This is a genomic window from Nonomuraea sp. NPDC002799 (genome assembly GCF_053592075.1).
Genome location: NZ_JBSFVA010000016.1, coordinates 1 through 18,679 on the forward strand (window position 1 = coordinate 1; position 18,679 = coordinate 18,679).

General features: G+C 71.2%; 16 protein-coding genes. 11 read left to right on the forward strand and 5 right to left on the reverse strand.

Translation table 11 applies throughout. The features are described 5' to 3' along the window. Positions 1 to 138 precede the first annotated feature (138 nt). Positions 139 to 1,557 carry an amidase gene (locus tag ACWD0F_RS26895; RefSeq protein ID WP_449879992.1) on the reverse strand — a complete coding sequence of 473 codons (1,419 nt, stop codon included), beginning with the start codon at positions 1,555 to 1,557 and terminating at the stop codon, positions 139 to 141. Between the two features lie 361 nt (positions 1,558 to 1,918). On the opposite strand from ACWD0F_RS26895, the gene ACWD0F_RS26900 reads away from it, so the two are divergent. From ACWD0F_RS26900 to ACWD0F_RS26910, 3 genes are all read left to right on the forward strand, one after another. Further along, on the forward strand, positions 1,919 to 2,695 hold the full coding sequence (locus tag ACWD0F_RS26900; RefSeq protein WP_449879993.1) for a hypothetical protein: 777 nt from the start codon (positions 1,919 to 1,921) through the stop codon (positions 2,693 to 2,695). Beyond that, a complete protein-coding gene (locus ACWD0F_RS26905) occupies positions 2,695 to 3,465 on the forward strand; it encodes a hypothetical protein (RefSeq protein WP_449879995.1) in 771 nt (256 codons plus the stop codon). Before ACWD0F_RS26900 ends, ACWD0F_RS26905 begins: the two co-directional genes overlap by 1 nt. Positions 3,466 to 3,601: 136 nt before the next feature. Further along, positions 3,602 to 4,999 carry a glycoside hydrolase family 16 protein gene (locus tag ACWD0F_RS26910; protein ID WP_449879997.1) on the forward strand — a complete coding sequence of 466 codons (1,398 nt, stop codon included), beginning with the start codon at positions 3,602 to 3,604 and terminating at the stop codon, positions 4,997 to 4,999. 39 nt (positions 5,000 to 5,038) lie between these two features. Here the strand turns inward: ACWD0F_RS26910 and ACWD0F_RS26915 are convergent, their stop codons facing one another. Beyond that, a complete protein-coding gene (locus ACWD0F_RS26915) occupies positions 5,039 to 5,983 on the reverse strand; it encodes an isopenicillin N synthase family dioxygenase (RefSeq protein ID WP_449879999.1) in 945 nt (314 codons plus the stop codon). Positions 5,984 to 6,046: 63 nt separating this feature from the next. Here ACWD0F_RS26915 and ACWD0F_RS26920 point away from each other — a divergent pair, with 63 nt between their 5' ends. Then, positions 6,047 to 7,219, forward strand: coding sequence for a hypothetical protein (locus tag ACWD0F_RS26920; protein WP_449880001.1), 1,173 nt, complete (start codon positions 6,047 to 6,049; stop codon positions 7,217 to 7,219). 15 nt (positions 7,220 to 7,234) lie between these two features. On the opposite strand, the gene ACWD0F_RS26925 is transcribed toward ACWD0F_RS26920, so the two are convergent. Continuing rightward, positions 7,235 to 9,583, reverse strand: a complete 2,349-nt coding sequence (locus ACWD0F_RS26925) for a GH1 family beta-glucosidase (protein WP_449880003.1) — start codon at positions 9,581 to 9,583, stop codon at positions 7,235 to 7,237. A 92-nt stretch (positions 9,584 to 9,675) separates the two neighbouring features. Between ACWD0F_RS26925 and ACWD0F_RS26930 the strand changes: the two genes are divergently transcribed. The 5 genes from ACWD0F_RS26930 to ACWD0F_RS26950 all read left to right on the forward strand — a co-directional run bounded on the left by ACWD0F_RS26930 (position 9,676) and on the right by ACWD0F_RS26950 (position 13,757). Continuing rightward, positions 9,676 to 10,161, forward strand: coding sequence for an Lrp/AsnC family transcriptional regulator (locus tag ACWD0F_RS26930; protein ID WP_449880005.1), 486 nt, complete (start codon positions 9,676 to 9,678; stop codon positions 10,159 to 10,161). Positions 10,162 to 10,284: 123 nt separating this feature from the next. After that, positions 10,285 to 11,082 carry a dimethylargininase gene (ddaH, locus tag ACWD0F_RS26935; protein WP_449880007.1) on the forward strand — a complete coding sequence of 266 codons (798 nt, stop codon included), beginning with the start codon at positions 10,285 to 10,287 and terminating at the stop codon, positions 11,080 to 11,082. Between the two features lies 1 nt (position 11,083). Further along, positions 11,084 to 12,298 (forward strand): ornithine--oxo-acid transaminase, encoded by a 1,215-nt coding sequence (gene rocD / locus ACWD0F_RS26940; protein ID WP_449880009.1) that lies wholly within the window; start codon positions 11,084 to 11,086, stop codon positions 12,296 to 12,298. A 239-nt stretch (positions 12,299 to 12,537) separates the two neighbouring features. Further along, positions 12,538 to 12,906, forward strand: a complete 369-nt coding sequence (locus tag ACWD0F_RS26945; protein WP_449880011.1) for a peptidase inhibitor family I36 protein — start codon at positions 12,538 to 12,540, stop codon at positions 12,904 to 12,906. Next, a complete protein-coding gene (locus tag ACWD0F_RS26950; protein ID WP_449880013.1) occupies positions 12,903 to 13,757 on the forward strand; it encodes a hypothetical protein in 855 nt (284 codons plus the stop codon). Before ACWD0F_RS26945 ends, ACWD0F_RS26950 begins: the two co-directional genes overlap by 4 nt. A gap of 132 nt (positions 13,758 to 13,889) precedes the next feature. Here ACWD0F_RS26950 and ACWD0F_RS26955 read toward each other — a convergent pair whose 3' ends face one another. Further along, on the reverse strand, positions 13,890 to 15,437 hold the full coding sequence (locus ACWD0F_RS26955; protein WP_449880015.1) for an alkaline phosphatase D family protein: 1,548 nt from the start codon (positions 15,435 to 15,437) through the stop codon (positions 13,890 to 13,892). A 216-nt stretch (positions 15,438 to 15,653) separates the two neighbouring features. Here ACWD0F_RS26955 and ACWD0F_RS26960 point away from each other — a divergent pair, with 216 nt between their 5' ends. Beyond that, on the forward strand, positions 15,654 to 16,931 hold the full coding sequence (locus tag ACWD0F_RS26960) for a Glu/Leu/Phe/Val family dehydrogenase (protein ID WP_449880016.1): 1,278 nt from the start codon (positions 15,654 to 15,656) through the stop codon (positions 16,929 to 16,931). A gap of 138 nt (positions 16,932 to 17,069) precedes the next feature. Here ACWD0F_RS26960 and ACWD0F_RS26965 read toward each other — a convergent pair whose 3' ends face one another. After that, the gene (locus ACWD0F_RS26965; RefSeq protein WP_449880018.1) at positions 17,070 to 17,516 is read right to left on the reverse strand and encodes a MarR family winged helix-turn-helix transcriptional regulator; all 447 of its coding nucleotides are present in this window, start codon (positions 17,514 to 17,516) and stop codon (positions 17,070 to 17,072) included. A gap of 48 nt (positions 17,517 to 17,564) precedes the next feature. On the opposite strand from ACWD0F_RS26965, the gene ACWD0F_RS26970 reads away from it, so the two are divergent. Beyond that, positions 17,565 to 18,644: a substrate-binding domain-containing protein gene (locus ACWD0F_RS26970; RefSeq protein ID WP_449880020.1), complete on the forward strand. Its 1,080-nt coding sequence runs from the start codon at positions 17,565 to 17,567 to the stop codon at positions 18,642 to 18,644. Positions 18,645 to 18,679: the final 35 nt, after the last annotated feature.

The following is an 18,679-nucleotide window of genomic DNA, read 5'->3' on the forward strand; positions in this document are numbered from 1 at the left end:
ACCCCCCCCCCGCGTTTTGTGCTCGGGTCTTCCGCGGTGCCCCCTCCCCCTCTGTGGTCGCCCCGCCCCCCCCCCCCCGGGGGGCCCCCCCCGCGCTTGGTTTCCGCTGGTGCGGCCCCGGTTCGCCGGGGTGGCCGATCAGCGGTCGCCGACGAAGACCGGGGGTGTCCGGTCCTTCCAGGGCAGGGCCCGCTCCAGGTGGGCGGCGACCCGCAGCAGCAGGTCCTCGCGGCCGTGGGCGGCGCTGATCTGCACCCCGATGGGCAGCCCGCTGTCACTCTGGCCCAGCGGCAGGCTGATCGCGGGGTGCCCGGTGATGTTGAACAACACCGTGAACGGCCCGTAGTCGGTCAGTGACTCCAGCCAACTGGTCAGGGTATGGGCGGGATCGTCATACCTGAGGGTGCCGTGCGGCGCTGGGAGGCGGCCCAGCGTCGGGGTGATGAGCAGGTCGTACTCGGTGAAGAACCTGCTCACCGACCGGGTCAGCCGGTTCTGGGCGTCGAAGGCGCGCAGCAGGTCGAGCGCGCTGTAGTCCCGCGCCACCTGCAGGAACCGCCTGGAGACGGCCTCCATCCGCGACTGGTCGGGCTCCCTGGGCGCCAGGAGCAACATGGCGGAGAGAGCGACCCCCTCTGCCACCCAGGCCCGCATGACGGCGTCCCAGTCGACGAGCGGGCTCGCCTCCGTGACGGCGTGCCCGGACTGCTCCAGCGTCCGGCCGGTCCTGGTCGCCCAGGCGGCCACCTGGTCGTCCACCGCCGTCCCCGACCAGGGCTTGGTGGTCACCGCCACCCTCAGGGGGCGGAGATCGGCCGTGATCTCGTCGGCGTACCGGCCGAATGGGGGTGGCGCGGTGTACTTGTCGCCGATCCCGGGCCCGTGCACGGCGTCCAGGAGGTGGGCGGCGTCGCGGACGGTCCGCGTCAGCACGAACTCGTACGCCATGCCGAGCATCGGCTCGCCCGCGTCGGGCCCTGGCGTGATCCGGCCCCTGCTCGGCTTGAGCCCGACCAGGCCGCAGCAGGAGGCCGGAATCCGGATGGAGCCGGCCCCGTCGCTGGCATGCGCGAGCGGCACGGCGCCGGCGGCGACCAGTGCGGCGGCGCCGCCGCTGGACCCGCCCACGCCTCTGTCCAGATCCCAGGGGTTGCGGGTCGGCCCGTACCTGAGCGACTCGGTGGAGTAGCTGACGCACATCTCCGGCACCGTGGTCAGGCCGAGGGTGACCAGTCCGGCGGCCCGGAAGCGGGTCATCAGGTCGGTGTCGTGCTGGGCGACGATGCCCGGCAGGGCCCGGCTCCCGAGGAAGAACGGCACCCCCTCCGCCACCGGCCCGTGGTCCTTGATCAGGAACGGCACCCCGGCGAACGGCCCGTCCTCGGCGTGGTCGAGCGCCGGCGCGAACAGCGGCGACGCCAGGCCGTTCACCTCCGCGTCCGCCACGGCCAGCGCCTGCCTGGCGGCGGCCTCGACCTCGCCGGCGGTGACCTCACCCGCTCTGATCAGGTCGCGAAGGCCGACGGCGTCATACCGCGCGTACTCATGGATGTCCATGAAGAATCCTTTTTTCTCGGGCGTCCTCGACGCCCGCACATCGATCACAGGATGCATCCGTGTCGTCCGTGGATGCGTGGGCAGCGGATCGCCGCTGCCGCTGACGAGCAGCCTGAGCAGGAGGTGGGTCGCGCATCGGGCCGGCGGCCCCGGGGACCCTCACCTGGTGGTGATCGAGAGGTTTCTACGCTCGGTTCATCGCCGTCCATGCTCTCAGCCGCCGGCCACGCCGTCGAACGATTTTCGACCGCCGCCGGCCTGGGATAACGCGACATGACCGCCATTCAGGGCAGTCGCGGATTAGTCTGGGGCTCAAGACACCTGGGCCGGGTGTCGGTCCGGCCGGAGCCAGGAGACGCGGATGGCGTTCTTGTCACGGCTGTTCAAGCGGGACGATCCGCTGGCCGAGCGGGAGGAGGCGCGTCGGCAGGGGATGCGGGACGCCCGCCGGCATCCCTTGGGCGAGTTCACCGATCCCGCGTTCCAGCCTGCTTACGTGACGGAGGTCAGGGCCCGGGCCCGTGAGCAGATCACCGAGGTGGACCGGCGGCTGGCGACCGCGCGTACGGACCTGCTGGATCGGGCCCTCGGGGCCCGGGAGATCATCCTGCGGGAGCTGGGCCGTGGTGACACACGGCCGCACGGGCCCGCCAACGGGCACGCTCCCGCCGCATCCCCGGACACGACGCGGGACGAAGGGGCGGCCGATCCGTTCATCTCGATCGCGGAGGCCAGGTCGCGGCGGGCGGAGGCGCTGCGGCGGACGTCGGTCGAGGAGGCGAACGCGGGCGTGCAGGGGGCCAGGGCCTGCATCGAGCGTCTCACCCAGGAGTGGGAGAGCGTGCTGATCGATCGCGACCACGCGGTGGAGGCCGTGCACGCACGGGCCGAGCAGCTCATCTCCGCCTACAAGCGGGGCGTGCTGCAGGCCCATCCGCGCAGGGAGGAGGTCCCGTCGTTGTGGCAGGGCGAGGTCATCGCGATGGGCGCGAAGGGCGACACACCCGCGGCGGTCTCGGGGCGGGCGGAGATCGGGCGGATCCTGCGTGAGGTCGAGGACCGCATCGAGGTGTGGCACGCGGAGGTCATGCCCCGGGAGTTGCCGAGCGAGTCCCGCCGCCAGCTGGAGGGCGGCTGATGGCGGGCGGCGGCGGGGCGCACGTCCGAGGCACGGCCCGGAGCCCGCAGGCCCGCCCGCAGGCGCTGCGGCTGGTGGCCGTGCTGGGGGTGTCATCGCTCGTCGTCGCGGGACTGGCCGCGTGCGGAACGGAGGCCAGGGCCGTCTGCGGTGTCATCGTGGACTCCACCAGCTACGCCGACCCCGCCACCTCCAGGACCGACGTGACCTCCAAGCTCCCCTCCTTCGCCCAGGGATGCGACTGGATGGGCTTCGCGGCGGTCACCGGCAGCTCCGAGAGCAGCACCTGCCGCCAGGACCCCGTGTCCCTGGCCGCCACCCGGGCCGAGAACCCCAACGGCAACCCCGTCGTCGAGGAGCGCGTCAGGGCGCACCGCACCACCGAGGTGCTGCCCAGGGCGGTCAAGCTGTTCGACTGCCCTGCCGAGGGCCAGGGGTCGGACGTGCTGGGCGCCCTGCGCTATCTGGTCAAGCAGCTCGGCGCGCAACGGCAGCCGGACAAGGCGCATCAGATGATCGTGTTCAGCGACCTGATCAACAACCGGGGCGACCTGGACATCGACCAGGTGGATCTGAGCGAGGGCGCGCGCAGGCGGAAGATCCAGGAACTGCGGGACGCGCGGCTGCTGCCGGACCTGACCGGGTACACGGTGGTCGTCCACGGTTTCCTGCGCGCGAAGGGGTCGAGCCCGGACCGGTTCCCGCTGCTCGAAGCGTTCTGGCGGGAGTCCTTCGAGGCGGCCGGCGCGGCCACGGTCGACTTGCTCTGAACGCACGGGAGAGCGCTCTCCAGACCGGGACACTCCTGGCGAGTGAGCTCACCGAGCATTGTTGACAGGAAGTAAACCCTGTGTTCACATCTCCAGAGAGCGCTCTCTTTCGCCCCCGCACCCCCCTGGAGCGACCATGACAACAACGACGCGGCATCGGCGCCGCCTGACGGCGGTGGCCGTGGTGCTCGTGGCACTCACCGGCCTGTTCGTCAAAGCGGCCGTCAGCGCCTCGGCCACCGTCCCGCCCACCCCGTCCGGCTGGTCCCTCGTCTGGTCCGACGACTTCAACGGCGCCGCGAACACCCTGCCCTCATCGGCCAACTGGATCGTCGACACCGGGCACGGGTACCCGGGCGGCCCGGGCAACTGGGGTACCGGTGAGATCCAGAACTACACCTCCAGCACCTCCAACCTGAGCCTCGACGGCTCGGGCAACCTGCGCATCACGCCCCAGCGCAGCGGCTCCGGCGAGTGGACCTCGGCCCGCGTCGAGACCAGGCGGGCGGACTTCAAGCCCGCCGACGGCCGCGTCCTGCGCATCGAGGGCCGCGTCCAGATGCCGAACGTGACCGGCAACGCCGCGCTCGGCTACTGGCCGGCGTTCTGGGCGCTCGGCTCGCCGTACCGGGGGAACTACTGGAACTGGCCGGGCATCGGCGAGTTCGACATCATGGAGAACGTCAACGGGATCAACTCCGTCTGGGCCGTGCTGCACTGCGGCGTCTCCCCCGGCGGGCCCTGCAACGAGACCAACGGCCTCGGCGCCAGCCGGGCCTGCCCCGGCTCGGCCTGCCAGGCGGCCTACCACACCTACCGGTTCGAGTGGGATCGCAGCGTGAGTCCCAACCAGCTCCGCTGGTACGTCGACGGGCAGCAGTTCCACAGCGTGAGCCAGGGTCAGCTCGACGCCGGGACGTGGAACAACATGACCGGTCACGCCGGCTACTTCCTGCTGCTGAACGTGGCGATGGGCGGCGGCTTCCCCAACGGCGTGGCCGGGTTCGGCACGCCGACGGGTGACACCGTGCCGGGCCGCTCCATGATGGTGGACTACGTGGCGGTGTGGCAGAGCGGCACCGGCTCCACCCCGACCCCGACGCCGACCGTCCCCGGCGGCGTCGACGCGCGCTCCACGATCCAGGCGGAGCGCTACCAGGCCCAGTCCGGAACCATCGTCGAGACGACCACCGACACGGGCGGCGGGCAGAACATCGGCGCCATCGCGGGCGGCGACTGGCTCCGCTTCGACGGGGTGAACTTCGGCACGGTGGCGGCCCAGCAGTTCAGGGCCAGGGTGGCCTCCGGGGCGGGAGCGGGCGTCAGCGGGCTGGTGCAGGTGCGCCTGGACAGCCCGACCGCCACGCCCATCGGCGACTTCGCGGTCGGCAACACGGGCGGGTGGCAGAGCTGGCGCACGGTCCCGGCCAACATCTCGGGCGTGACCGGCACGCACACCGTCTACCTGACCTTCAGCAGCGGCCAGCCCGCCGACTTCGTGAACGTCAACTGGTTCACCTTCGCCACCTCCTGAGGGTCCGCTGAGCGGAGCCCCGGACTCCGGGGCTCCGCTTCAGAGGGTTTCGAAGAGGTGGGGGAAGACCTTCGAGACCTTGGACAGCAGGTACTCGCCGTAGGTGCCGGTGAAGTCCACCTGGCCGTCCCAGCGGTGGCCCGGCGCGTACGGCAGGGGCGGCACCTCGTTGTCCCAGCCGGGGTCGAAGAAGAACGGGAAGCTGAGGCGCTCGTTGCCGCTGCGGTTGCGTACCCGATGAGGGGTCGAGCGGTACTGCCCGCCGGTGAGCTTGTCCAGCATGTCGCCGATGTTGCAGACGAACGTGCCCGGCACCGGCGGGGCCTCGATCCAGCCGCGCGTGCTGCGGACCTGGAGGCCGCCGTTGGCGTCCTGAAGGAGGAGGGTGAGCAGGCCGTAGTCGGTGTGCTCGCCCACGCCCCAGGAGCCGGCGTCGTCCGGCGGGCCGGGCGGATAGTGAAATATCCGGAACAGGATGGTCGGGTCGGCGGTGTAGCCCGCACGGAAGTAGTCCTCGTCCAGGCCGAGGCTCAGCGCGATGCCCGACATGACGCCCTGCGCGAGCGCGGTCATCGTGCGCAGATAGCCGAGCACGGCCGGGCGCAGCTCGGGGACCTGGGCCGGGAACAGGTTCGGCCCGTGCAGCGGGCGCGATCCCCGCGGCGCCTCGGCGCCGAAGTAGACGCCTTCCTTCAGATCGGGCCGCCCCGAGGTCAGCTCACCGCCGACGGGGAAGAACCCGCGCCAGGCGGGGCCGCCCCGGGCCATGGCGATCTCGTCCTTCACCGCCTCCGGCAGGGCGAAGAAGCGCCTGGCGGCCGTGTCGAGCCGGGCGACCAGCTCCGGGGGCACGCCGTGGCCCGAGATGTAGAAGAACCCGCTGTCCCGGCAGGCCGCGCCGATCGCGTCGGCGACCGCGCGCTTGCCGGGGCCTCTGGTGTCGGTGAGAAGGGGCGCGACATCGATCACCGGCAATTCGCTCACCGCACCATTGTTCCCTCCTTATCGCGCTTTAGCATCGAAGGGGAGCACCCGCTGGGAGGCCAGATGCGCTTCATACGCCGCAGGCAGGACGAGCCCGATGAGCCCGGCCAGGTGATCCGCATCACACCCGCCGTCGCCTACGACGGCGACCTCTACCACCTGCCGGACTGGGCGCAGCGCCGCCGCGAGGAACGCGACCTCGGCCGCGCCCACGCCGGCGACGGCCAGATCGACACGCTGACCCTCCAGACCGGCAGCGTGCCGCGCTTCCATGAGCTGGAGGACGAGCGGCTCGAAGAGCTGGCCAAGCTCGAAGAGCGCACCGAGCAGGAGATCCAGCAGGGCCGGGCCGAGTTCGAGTCGCAGAAGATTCGGCTGGCGGAGTCGCAGCGCACGTTCGGGCAGGCGCGCAAGGCCCTGGACGACAGTCAGCAGCGCGTCACGGAGCTGGAGCAGCCCAGCAGGCGCCCCGGCGACGGCCGGCCCAGCTCCATCGCCATCTCGGGCAGCCACTGGCCGGTCGTCCGCCGCTGGCTGCCGGCCGCGCTGCTCCTGCTGCTCCTGCTGATCGTCGAGGTGCCGATCCTCTACCAGGTCATCCTGAGCTGGGGCGACAGCATCGCGCTGACCGCGCTGCTCGCCGCCGGCGCGGCGCTCATCATGCTGGTGGCGCCGCACATGTACGGCCGGGCGTTCCGGGCCTGGCAGGAGCACGGCAGCTCGGCCAAGGGCCGGTGGTCGCTGGCCGGGGTGGCGTTCGTCTGGCTCGGCCTCATCGTCGCCGTGGCCGTCCTGCGCCGCGACGCCCTGGTCAAGCCGCTGGTCGTGGACGGCCAGAACATCGGCCCCGCCACCGAGGGCGTCAGCGGGCTGCCCACGATGATCCTGCTCCTGGCCCTGCTGATCGCCACCGCCCTCATCGCCGCCGACCTGGGGCGCCGGATGCACAACCCGAACGACCGCCGGCTGCGGGAGCTGCGGGCCAAGCGCGACGCCGAGGCCCGCGCCTGCACCGCCGCCCAGGGCTCCTACCAGCGGGACGCCGGCTACGCCGAGAGCATCGCCCAGTTCCTCCAGGCGGTGGACCGCCGCCGGGCCAGCCGCCTGCGCCGGCTCGACAGCGGCTTCGACAGCCTGGCCACCGCCTACCTCGGGGGCGTGGTCGAAGGACTCAGGGACCCGGAGGCGGCGAGCTGGGCCGAACGCATCGTGTCGCGCCGGCGTACCCGCTCCTGACCCGCCCGCGAGACCTCAGGTGGAGTCACGGACGACGAGCCGGGTCGGGAGCACGACGGACGTGGTGTGCCGCCCGTCCAGCCGGGACAGCAGCAGCCGGGCGAGGGCGAGCGCCTGGTCCGTGACGGGCACGCGGACGGTGGTGAGGCCCGGCGTGGTGGCCGAGGCGGCGTCGGCGTCGTCGAAGCCGGCGACCGCCAGGTCCTCCGGCACCCGCAGCCCCGCCTCCCTGGCCGCCTGGAGCGCGCCGATGGCGAGCTGGTCGGTGGCGGCGAAGACGGCGTCCAGCGACGGATGGTCGCCGAGGAGCTGCCGGGTCGCCGCCGCCCCCGACGCGCGGGTGAGGTCGGCGAGGGCCAGCAGCGGGTGCCGGCCCGCGCGCCGCAGCGCCTCCCGGTGACCGGCCAGACGGTCCTGGACGGCGATCAGGTCCATGGGGCCGCAGATCATGCCGATCTGCCGGCGTCCCCGGCCGAGCAGATGCTCGGTGACGGCCGCGGCCCCGCCGGCGTTGTCCACATCCACGTACGGCACCATCGACGCGATCGCCGGCTTGCCCAGCAGCACGAGCGGCACCCCGGTCCTGGACAGCCGCTCGGCCAGCGTGTCCGCCCGGTCGGGCGGCAGCAGCACCACCCCGTCCACCAGCCGGGCCTCCACGTGCTGGACGATGCGCCGCCGGCTTTCGGCGGTGTCGGCGAGCATGAGCGTGATCTGCTTGCCGGCGCCCTCCAGCAGGCTGGTGACGTACTGGACGACGGCGGCCGTCAGCGGATCGCCGCCCTGCCGGGGCACGGCCAGGACCAGGGCGATGGCGTTGGTGCGCCGCGTGACCAGGCTGCGGGCGGCCGCGTTGGGCACGTAGCCCATTTCCTCGACCGCCCGCATCACCGCCGTGCGCACCTCCGGGCTCACCGACGCCTCGCCGTTGACCACGCGGGAGACCGTGGCCCTGGAGACGCCGGCGCGGGCGGCCACGGTCTCCAGGGTGGGCCGCTTCGGGCGGGTCTCGGTGAGGCCGTTGCGCCGGATCACCTCGCGGTACCACAGGGCGCTGTCCTTGGGCCGGCGCCGCTGCGTGGCGAAGTCCACGTGGACGAGGCCGAACTTGCGCTGGTAGCCGTCGGTCCACTCATAGTTGTCGAGCAGCGTCCAGACGAGGTAGCCCCGGACCGGGACGCCGTCCTCGATCGCCGAGCGCAGGGCGCGCAGATGCTCCTCGATAAAGCTGATGCGCTCCAGGTCGTGGATGCCGTCGCCGGTGACGACGTCCACGAAGTCGGCGCCGTTCTCGGTGACCATCAGCTCGGTGCCCGGATAGCGCGTGGCCAGGCGCCGCAACAACAGCGAGAGGCAGTCGGGCACGATGGGCCAGCCCATGGCGGTGACCGCCGTCGGGATCGTGCAGAACAGCACGCCCTCGCTCCCCGGGAAGGCGGGGTCGGCGGGCTCGCTGGGCTGCGCCTGGACGACGAGCGGGGTGTAGTAGTTGACCCCGAGCAGGTCGATCGGCCCGCCGATGACGTCGAGGTCGCCGTCGTGCACGTGGTCGAGGCCCGCGACGCGCTCGATGATCGGAAGCAGGTCGGCGGGATATTCGCCGCGCAGGATCGGGTCCAGGAACTGCCGGTTGGCCAGGGCGTCGATCCGGTTCACCGCCTCGGCGTCCTCCTCGGGCAGTCGCCTGGCGAAGTCGCTGACCTGGGCCGGCGTGAGGACGGGCGAAATGTTCAGCACGGTGCCCACCTCGGCGGCCCCGGCCGCGCGCAGCGCCTGCACGGCCAGCCCGTGCCCGAGCAGTAAGTGGTGGGCGCTTTTGAACGCGTCGGCGGCCGACTTGCGGCCTGGCGCGTGAATGCCGGAGCCATAACCGAGAAAGGCCGCCACCCACGGCTCGTTCAGCGTGAACCAGGTGTGCACCCGGTCGCCGAGCCTTTCGTGGACGGCCGCGGCGTAGTCGGCGAAATGGCGGGCGGTGTCGCGGGCCGGCCAGCCGCCGAGGTCTTCCAGCGCCTGTGGCAGATCCCAGTGGTAGAGGGTCGCATAAGGCGTGATCCCCGCGCCGAGCAGCTCGTCGAGCAGCTTGTCGTAGAAATCGAGGCCGGCGGAATTGGCCTTCCCCGAAGCATCGGGGAACACCCGCGCCCAGCTCACCGAGAACCGGTAGGCGGCCATTCCCAGATCTTTCATCAGCCGCACGTCATCGGGATAACGGTGGTAATGGTCGCACGACTCCGCGCGGTCGGCGGAGAAGGTGTCCCAGATGGACGGCCCACGCCCGTCCGCGGACGTGGCGCCCTCGATCTGAAAGGCCGAGGTCGACACTCCCCAGACGAAACCCTCGGGGAAGCTCGTTGTGCTCATCCTGACGAATACCCTTCAACGACGGTCGCAGCGCCCAGTGTCTCGCGCGGCGCTCGTCGCGCGCCAGCCTGGCCAGGCGGTATACAGAGCGCGTGGAACTGGACCGGCTCGATCGTGACATCATCGCCGCACTCGTCGACGACGCCCGCGCGACCTACGCCGACATCGGGCACGCGGTGGGGTTGAGCGCGTCGGCGGTCAAGCGGCGTGTGGATCGGTTGCGCGAGACCGGGGCGATCACCGGGTTCAGTGCGCGGGTGGCCCCGCAGGCGCTCGGCTGGACGACCGAGGCGTACGTCGAGCTGTTCTGCCAGGGCAAGACCAAGCCGTCGGACATCGCGCTGGCCGTGTCCAAGTTCCCCGAGGTGGTGGCCGCGGCCACGATCACGGGTGAGGCGGACGCGCTGCTGCACATCAGGGCCACGGACGTGCGGCATGTGGAGCGGGTGATCGAGCGCATCGCGGCGCAGTCGTTCGTGGTCCGTACGAAGAGCGCGATCGTGCTCTCCAGGCTGATCGACACACCTCCTGGGGCCGCTCCGCCCGACCCGCGCAACGGATCGCAGGCCCTGGCCTGATACTCGCAACAGAACCGCGCCAACGCGCAATGCCGACCGCTGGCCTGCGCAAACGTGCATTCCTAGGCTGGCTCCATCATCCCGCATCGGGATCTCCCCTGGTAAGAGACGATGGAGCGCCGCATGCCCAAACACTTCCTGATGTGCCGTCCGGACTACTTCGCGGTGGAGTACGCGATCAATCCGTGGATGCATCCCGAGGCCGGCGCGGACCGCGAGGTGGCGGTCCGGCAGTGGGAAGGGCTGAAGGCGACGTACGAGGAGCTGGGCCACCAGGTCAGCCTGATCGACCCGATCGAGGGCCTGCCCGACATGGTCTTCGCCGCCAACGGCGCCCTGGTCGTGGGCGGGCGCGTCTACGGCGCCCGCTTCGCCTACCCCGAGCGCGGCCCGGAGGGGCCCGCCTATCTGCGCTGGTTCACCGAGCGTGGCTACCAGGCGCTGGAGGCACGGCACGTCAACGAGGGCGAGGGCGACTTCCTCACCCTTGAGGACGTCATCCTGGCCGGCACGGGCTTCCGCACGGACGTGGTCGCGCACCAGGAGGCGCAGGAGTACCTGGGCCGCCCGGTGATCTCCCTCACGCTGGTCGACCCGCGCTTCTACCACCTCGACACGGCCCTGTTCCCGCTCGACGGCCGCAACGTGGCGTACTACCCGGAGGCCTTCTCCGAGGGCAGCCGGTCGGTGCTGCGCCGGATGTTCCCCGACGCGGTGCTCGCGACCGCCGAGGACGCCGAGGTGCTCGGCCTCAACGCCGTCAGCGACGGGACGAACGTGATCATCAACGCCGAGGCGTCCAGCCTGCAACTGGAGGTCAAGCGACGCGGCTACGAGGTGATTCCCGTCGATCTCTCGGAGCTGCGTAAAGCAGGCGGGGGCCCCAAGTGCTGCACACTGGAGATCAGGGGGGACAACTGACATGACCAGCAGCGCAGAGCTGATCGAAGTGAGCGAGCGCCGCAGCGCGCACAATTATCATCCACTGCCGGTGGTGATCCACGAGGCGCACGGCGCGTGGGTCATCGACGTCGAGGGCAAGCGTTATCTCGACTGCCTGTCCGGCTACTCGTCGCTCAACTTCGGCCACGGCCATCCAAAGATCATCGAGGCCGCCCAGGAGCAGCTCCAGCGGCTGACCCTGACCAGCCGGGCCTTCTACCACGACCAGTTCGCGCAGTTCTGCGCCGGGCTCGGCGACCTCACGGGCAAGGACCTGATCCTGCCCATGAACACCGGCGCCGAGGCCGTCGAGACCGCCGTCAAGGTGGCCCGCAAGTGGGGCTACCAGGTCAGGGGTGTGGAGCCGGACCAGGCCAACATCATCGTGATGGACGGCAACTTCCACGGCCGCACCACCACGATCATCAGCTTCTCCACCGACGCGGAGGCGCGCGACGACTTCGGGCCGTACACGCCGGGGTTCCGGATCGTGCGCTACGGCTCGGCCGCGGCGATCGAGGAGGCGATCGACGCCAACACGGTCGCGGTGCTGCTGGAGCCGATCCAGGGCGAGGCCGGCGTGCTGGTGCCGCCGGACGGCTACCTGAGCGAGGTGCGGGCGCTCTGCTCGGCGCGGGGCGTGCTGATGATCGCCGACGAGATCCAGTCGGGGCTCGGGCGCACGGGGCAGACGTTCGCGTGCGACTACGAGGGGGTCGTGCCGGACGTCTACGTCCTGGGCAAGGCGCTGGGCGGCGGCGTCGTGCCGGTCTCGGCCATCGCGGCGAACCGGGACGTGCTGGGGGTCATCCAGCCGGGGCAGCACGGCTCCACGTTCGGCGGCAACCCGCTGGCGTGCGCGGTCGGCAACGCGGTGATCGAGATCCTGAGCACGGGCGAGTTCCAGGCCAGGGCGGCCAAGCTGGGCGAGGTGCTGCACACGCGGCTGCGCGACCTCATCGGGAACGGTGTGCTGGAGGTGCGCGGGCGCGGGTTGTGGGCGGGCGTGGACATCGATCCGGCGCTCGGGACCGGGCGCGAGGTGTCGAAGGCGCTGATGAAGCGGGGCGTGCTGGCCAAGGACACGCACGGCTCGACGATCCGCCTCGCCCCGCCCATCGTCGTCTCCGAAGACGATCTGTTGTGGGGGTTTGATCAGCTCGCTGATGCTCTTTACGAGCTGAAAACGCAATAAATCATCTTTTACGGCTTCGCACGGGAGGGCCCAGCCGCCATACGTGGCTGGGCCCTGTCCAGGGAGACGCTCCTCCGGCTCACGGAGCCGGGCGCCGCGACGGCGCCCGGACACCGGCCAGGTGGGACTGCCGGCCCCGCTCACGGGGACGGGCGAATCGTTTGACAACGGTCGTGACCTGTTGCCAAGATCAGCATCTCCCGGCGGACCAAGTCCCGCGTATCCATAGAAGAGGCCATATGAAGAAACTTGCGGTGGCGGGGATCGTGCTCGCCGCGTCGTTCTCCGTCCTCACCGTCAGCCCGGCCGAAGCGAGCCTGGCCAGCAGGAACCTCATCACCTTCTGGGAACACGACGACTATCAGGGCACACGCATCGACTACACGTGCGTCACCCAGGGGCGTGAGAACCTGGGGGCCCTGGAGAACCAGGCGAGCTCGATGGCGAACGCGTCCTACTCAGGCGTCGACCTCTACAGTGGCGACAACCTGACCGGCGTCAAGTACTACGCGGCGCCGCGTAGCAACGACAGCGACTTCACCAACAACGGCTTCGACAACACCGTCGAATCCCTCCGGTTCAGGAAAGTTCCCTGCGACGTAGGGTGATCGCTGGACGGCGGGCGTGGAGCTGCCTGGCTGTGGTGCTGGTGTTCAGCGCCGCGTGCGCGGCTCCCGCCCCCCAGACCGCCGCGAAAGCACGTGATCTGCCGGTCATCGACCCTTCCGCCGAAGCACGGGCGCTCCGCCTGCCGTTCGACGGCTACAAGCGGACCGAGACGGACATCGGGCTCGTCGAGCGGGCCGCGGACGTCCTCACCAGCCGGTGCCTGCGCGACAAGGGCTACAGCCGGTCGGCACTGGCCGCGGTCACCGTGATCGAAGCGCCCAACCGCCGCCGCTATGGCGTCATGGAACCCCTGGTCGCCCAGCAGATGGGCTACCGCGCCCCGCTCACCTCCGCCGAACGGGACCGGGACCGGGCCGACCGGGCACGCGGCGGCTACCGCGACGCGGTGGAGCGAACGGCGGCGCACAACTGCGCCCAGGACACCATGGGCCGCGTCTACGTCGACGGCGCCGAATCCGCCCTGGTGACGCGCCTGGAACGGGAGATCTTCGAACAGACCCGTGCGAAGGACGGCCACGTGCGATCCGCTCTCGGTGAGTGGCGGGCGTGCATGCGTGCGCGCGACCAGAAGGAGTACGCCGATCCGCTGGCCGCCGCCGCCGACGACCGGTGGAAGGACCCCGGGGCGGCGAAGACCGAAACGGCCACCGCGGTCGCCGACGTCGCCTGCAAGAAGGAGACCGGCCTCGTCGAGGTCTGGCGCCGCGCGGAGGAGAAGCTGCAGAGCGCCGCGCTGAAACAGCACCCCGCCGATTTCGACCAGGTCCGCCAGGCACTCCAGCGGGAACGCACCGAGGCCACCCGCGTCCTCCGAGGCAGCACCGAGTAGGCGCCCGCGGCGCCAGGTGAACAGCGGCGTCTCGCGGGCGATCGGCTCGGTGCCGATCGCCGGCGAGGGTGAGGCCGGGTGTGGTGCTGGTCAGGGTGCGGCCGGGTGTGGTGCCGGTCGCACGCGGGTGACTCAGCGCAGGCGGACGGTGTCGATCGGCCGGACGGCCTCGCCGGTGGACTCGTACCAGGTCACCTCGTCGGGGAGGGTCAGCGTGGCCACCGCGTTCTGGAACCACGGCCCGTTGGTGATCCGCCATCTGAACGGCGGGCGCGGGATGCCCGCCAGGCGCGCCAGCAGGCCGCCGACCAGCGTGGCTATGCCGAACTGGGTGAAGACGTTGGCCCAGCGCAACACCGGGCTGAGCGGGTTGCGGATCGGTGAGCAGACGATCTGGTAGACCGGGCCGGTGTTGGCCTTGGCCAGGTAGGAGTAGTGGACGTCGCCCGAGAGGATCATCACCGGCTTGCCGACGCGGATCAGCAGCTTGGCCAGGTCGTCGAACGAGCGCCGGAACGCCGCCCAGTGCTCCAGGTCCACCGCCTGCCTGAACGCCTCCGACAGGCGCCGCACCAGCCGGCCCCACTTGCCGTCGGCCAGGGCCTCGTTCCAGTTCTGGACGCCGTGGACGCCCTCGGGCAGCAGGAACGGGATCGAGGAGCCGATGACCAGCCGCTCGGCCGGCGCGGCGACCTGCTCTTCGAGCCAGGCCCACTCCTCCGCGTCGAGCATGCGGCGGTCGCCCGGCGTGAGCTGCCTGGCGCACCGCGTGTCGACCATGATCAGGCGGGTGCCGCCGAGATCGCGGGCGTAGCTCCAGCGGTTGCTGCTCGGCTCGGCGTCGGCCCGCTCGGCGAAGGCGTCGAGCGCGGCGCCGCCGTCACCGTCCATGAGCTTGCGCAGCAGCGGATCGCCCGCCCGCTCCTCCGGTGAGAGATTGCCGAGGTGCTGGTAGATCCAGTAAGCCCCCAGGCCCGCGATCACCCGGCGCGGCCACCAGGACGTCTTGCCCATCTTCTCGCGCCAGGGTTGCGAGGTGTTCCAGTCGTCGCGCAGGTCGTGGTCGTCGAAGATCATGGCGGTCGGCACGGTGGACAACAACCACTGAATCTCGGGGTCGGTCCACGCCTGGCGGTAGAGCTCGGCGTACTCCTCGTAGTCGGCGATCTCGCCCTGTGGCTCCGTGTCCCGGCGCCCGCGGATGTAGTCGAGCATCTCCGGCGATGGGCTGTCGGCATAGACCTGGTCGCCGAGGAGCAGCAGCAGGTCGGGCCAGTCGTCGTCGCCGCCCTTGGCGAGATAGGAGCCGTAGGAGCGCAGGACGTCGTTGCCATGGGTCAGGACGTGCGCCGCGTCGTGGGGCACGCTGGTGCGGCACGACCCGAACGCCAGCCGGTGCGCCCCACTGGCGTCCAGCAGCCGGATCCGGCTCGGCGGGCGACCCGCCAGGGGCCATACCTGCTCCCCATCGAGCTTCACCGAATACGACGCGATATCCTGGGACAACTCAACGAGATCCACGATCGCGTAGTGGTGACCGTGCACGGTGAAGGTAGGCGACCGGTAAGTCCTGCCGTCGGCCTCGATGGCGACCGTGCAGGGATCGGCGGTCTCCACCCAGACAGAGGCGCTGACGGAGTCGACGTAACGCAGCATCGGCCCCACCACTAGTGCGGGCATTCGACCCCCTGAGATTCGACGATTAGGCACACTTACGCCCGCAAGCCTGCCAGAGTGGCACGGTCCACAGCATCTCGATCAACGGCTTGGATTTCTACCAACAACTAGGCAAGGCCAAACCCCCCGCTCTAGGATGATCGTGACAACAACGCCTCAAAACGGGAGGCAATGGCGCTTCCCGTTAGAAATGGCGTCATAGCAGGAGGAAACTCTTCCATGAGCATCATGGTGCCGTCAAAGACGCCGGCCCTGATCACCCCGGGCCGTCAGGCCCTCGACTCCGCACTCCAGCAGTTCGACCAGGCGGCCGACCACCTCGGGCTCGATGACGGGCTCCGCACGATGCTGGCCACGCCACGCCGCTCGCTGACCGTCTCGGTCCCGGTGCGGCGCGAGGACGGGCACATCGAGGTCGTCCAAGGCTTCCGCGTCCAGCACAACGTCTCGCGCGGCCCCGCCAAGGGCGGGCTCCGCTACCATCCGGGCACCGACATCCACGAAGTCACCGCGCTCGCGATGTGGATGACGTGGAAATGCGCGGTGGCCGGCATCCCGTACGGCGGCGCCAAAGGCGGCGTGGCCGTGGACCCGGCCGGGCTCACCGGCCGCGAGCTGGAGCGGCTCACCCGCCGCTACGTCAACGAGATCCTGCCGCTGATCGGCCCGGACAAGGACATCCCGGCACCCGACGTCGGCACCGACGAGCAGACCATGGCCTGGATCATGGACACCTACAGCGTCACCACCGGCTACTCGGTGCCCGGCGTGGTCACCGGCAAGCCGGTGACGCTGGGCGGCTCGCTGGGCCGCGCGGGCGCGACCTCGCGCGGCGTGCAGATCGCGACGCTGGCCGCGCTCGGGCGCTCGCCTCAGGGCGTGACCGTGGCGGTGCAGGGCTTCGGCAAGGTGGGCGGCCCGGCCGCCCTCTACCTGTCCGAGGCCGGCTGCAAGGTGGTGGCCGTCTCCGACGCCGGCGGCGCCGTGTACGCCAGCGGCGGCCTCGACATCCACGACCTGAGCGCGTGGGCGGCCGAGTCCGGCGGCGTACGCGGTTACCGCCACGCCGACGCGCTGTCCCACGAGGACCTGTTCGAGCTGGACGTGGACGTCCTGGTCCCGGCGGCGCTGGAAGGCGCCATCACCGAGGCCAACGCGCCCAGGATCCGCGCCCGCCTGATCGTGGAGGGCGCCAACGGCCCCACCACGCCGGAGGCCGACGAGATCCTGACCGCGAACGGCACGACGGTGGTGCCCGACATCCTCGCCAACGCCGGCGGGGTGATCGTGTCCTACCTGGAGTGGGTGCAGAACATGCAGGCCTGCTCGTGGAGCTCCGGCGACGTGGAGCAGAAGCTGCGCGAGCTCATGCTGGACGCCTTCTCCTCGGTGCAGGCGCTGGCGGCCGAGCGCGGCCTGACGCTCAGGCAGGCGGCGCACGTCATCGGCGTGGACCGGGTCGTGGAGGCGCACCGGATGCGCGGCCTCTACCCGTGACCCTGAGGTGAACCGGGGCAGGCACAGACCCTTGACGCCAAGGGCTCTGTGCCACGCCCCGAAACACCGGCTCGGCGCGCCCGGCCGCACGCCCGGCGCGCCGGCTCGGCCTCGTCCGTCCACGGCCCGTCGCGACGATCACACTTCGAGCTCGGCGTGGTCGAGGGCCGCGACCAGGCTCTCCAGGTCGCGCATGAGCCGCTCGGTGCGTTCGGACCCGAAGGCGACCGCGATCAGCGCGTGATGCTCGGCCACCGTGCCGTCCACCCGCGCGAGCAGCTCGGCCCCCCGATCCGAGACGAACACCGCCACCCGCCGCCGATCCCCCTTCGACGGCCCGCGATAGACCAGCGCCCGCTCGATGAGCCGGTCGATCGCCTTGGTCAGCGTCGGATGCGGCATCAGCACCGCCTCGGCCAGCTCCCCCATCGAGTGCCCCCGCCCGTCGGCCAGCGCCCGCATGATGCGCCACTGCTCGACGGTGACGTCCTCGCCGGCCAGCACCGCCGCCAGCGCCCGGTTGACGCCGCGCTCCGCACGACTGAGCAAGTACGCGAGTGAGGACCCGAGGCCAGAGGTGGTCATGGGATCGGTCCTTTCGCGGGGGAGCTACGACGGAGGATACTCGTCGGCGTGGCGGCGATCGTCGATCCCTACGAAGCGCGGCTCCTGCCCTCGGGCGCGCTCCGGATCGCCCTGATCGTGCCCGTCTCCGGGGTCCTCGGCTTGATGGGCCCGTGTGCGATCAACTGCGCCGTGCTGGCCGCCGATGAGCTGAACGCCGAGGGCGGCGTGCTCGGCAGGCCGGTCGAGCTGGTCCTCATCGACGGCGGGCGGCCCGCGCGGGTGGTGGCGGCCGAGGTCGCCGGGCTGGTGGGGTCGGGCACGGTGGCGGCCGTCGCGGGCGCGCACGCGAGCGACGTGCGGGTGCGGGTGGTGGCGGCGATCGGCGGGCGGGTGCCGTTCGTGTACGCGCCGCCGTACGAGGGCGGGGGGCACGCGCCGGGTGTCTACTTCCTCGGCGAGACTCCGGCGCGGCAGCTCGCGCCGGGCATCGAGTGGCTGGCCGGCGCGCGGCGGGCCCGACGGTGGTACCTGCTGGGCAACGACTACGTCTGGCCGCGCCTGGTGCACGCGCACGCCCGCCGGCGGCTGCGCGCGCTGGGCGCCGTCGTCGTGGGCGAGAGCCTCGTCCGCTACGGCGAGGCCGTGCGCCGGCTCGACCAGGTGGCCGACGCCCGGCCTGACGCCATCCTGCTGACGCTGATCGGCAGCGACCTGATGGCCTTCAACCGGGCGTACGCGGGCAGCGCTCTGGGCGCGGCCCGGCTCTGCGGCGCGCTGGAGGAGCACGGCCTGCTGGGCGCCGGCGGCGACGTCACGGGCGAGCTCTACGCGTCCATGGGCTACTTCCGCGACCTGGAGACCGACGCCGCGCTGGGGTTCGCCGAGCGGTACGCGGCCAGGTTCGGCCAGGACGCCCCCATGCTGAACGCGCACGGCCACGGCTGCTACGAGGCCGTCACCATGCTGGCCGCCCTGTGCGCGCGGGCCGGATCGCTGGCCGTGCCGGCGCTGGACGCCGTGGCCGACGGCGCCACGATCACCAGCGCGCGGGGCACGCTCACCCTGCGCGGGCGGCAGGTGAGCCATCCCGTCCACCTGGGCCGGGCCGAGGGCCTGGACTTCTTCCTAAAGAAACCTTTTCACTAGAAAGCTTTGGCTCTAGGGTGCGAAACGCCCCTTCA

Excerpts from the sequence above, each read along its gene's own strand:
- ACWD0F_RS26960 (WP_449880016.1), top strand. The coding sequence starts at position 15,654 with ATGAGCATCATGGTGCCGTCAAAGACGCCGGCCCTGATCACCCCGGGC.
- ACWD0F_RS26920 (WP_449880001.1), top strand. The coding sequence starts at position 6,047 with ATGCGCTTCATACGCCGCAGGCAGGACGAGCCCGATGAGCCCGGCCAG.
- ACWD0F_RS26900 (WP_449879993.1), top strand. The coding sequence starts at position 1,919 with ATGGCGTTCTTGTCACGGCTGTTCAAGCGGGACGATCCGCTGGCCGAG.
- ACWD0F_RS26905 (WP_449879995.1), top strand. The coding sequence starts at position 2,695 with ATGGCGGGCGGCGGCGGGGCGCACGTCCGAGGCACGGCCCGGAGCCCG.
- ACWD0F_RS26955 (WP_449880015.1), bottom strand. The coding sequence starts at position 15,437 with ATGCCCGCACTAGTGGTGGGGCCGATGCTGCGTTACGTCGACTCCGTC.
- ACWD0F_RS26910 (WP_449879997.1), top strand. The coding sequence starts at position 3,602 with ATGACAACAACGACGCGGCATCGGCGCCGCCTGACGGCGGTGGCCGTG.
- rocD (WP_449880009.1), top strand. The coding sequence starts at position 11,084 with ATGACCAGCAGCGCAGAGCTGATCGAAGTGAGCGAGCGCCGCAGCGCG.
- ACWD0F_RS26945 (WP_449880011.1), top strand. The coding sequence starts at position 12,538 with ATGAAGAAACTTGCGGTGGCGGGGATCGTGCTCGCCGCGTCGTTCTCC.
- ACWD0F_RS26965 (WP_449880018.1), bottom strand. The coding sequence starts at position 17,516 with ATGACCACCTCTGGCCTCGGGTCCTCACTCGCGTACTTGCTCAGTCGT.
- ACWD0F_RS26925 (WP_449880003.1), bottom strand. The coding sequence starts at position 9,583 with ATGAGCACAACGAGCTTCCCCGAGGGTTTCGTCTGGGGAGTGTCGACC.
- ddaH (WP_449880007.1), top strand. The coding sequence starts at position 10,285 with ATGCCCAAACACTTCCTGATGTGCCGTCCGGACTACTTCGCGGTGGAG.
- ACWD0F_RS26895 (WP_449879992.1), bottom strand. The coding sequence starts at position 1,557 with ATGGACATCCATGAGTACGCGCGGTATGACGCCGTCGGCCTTCGCGAC.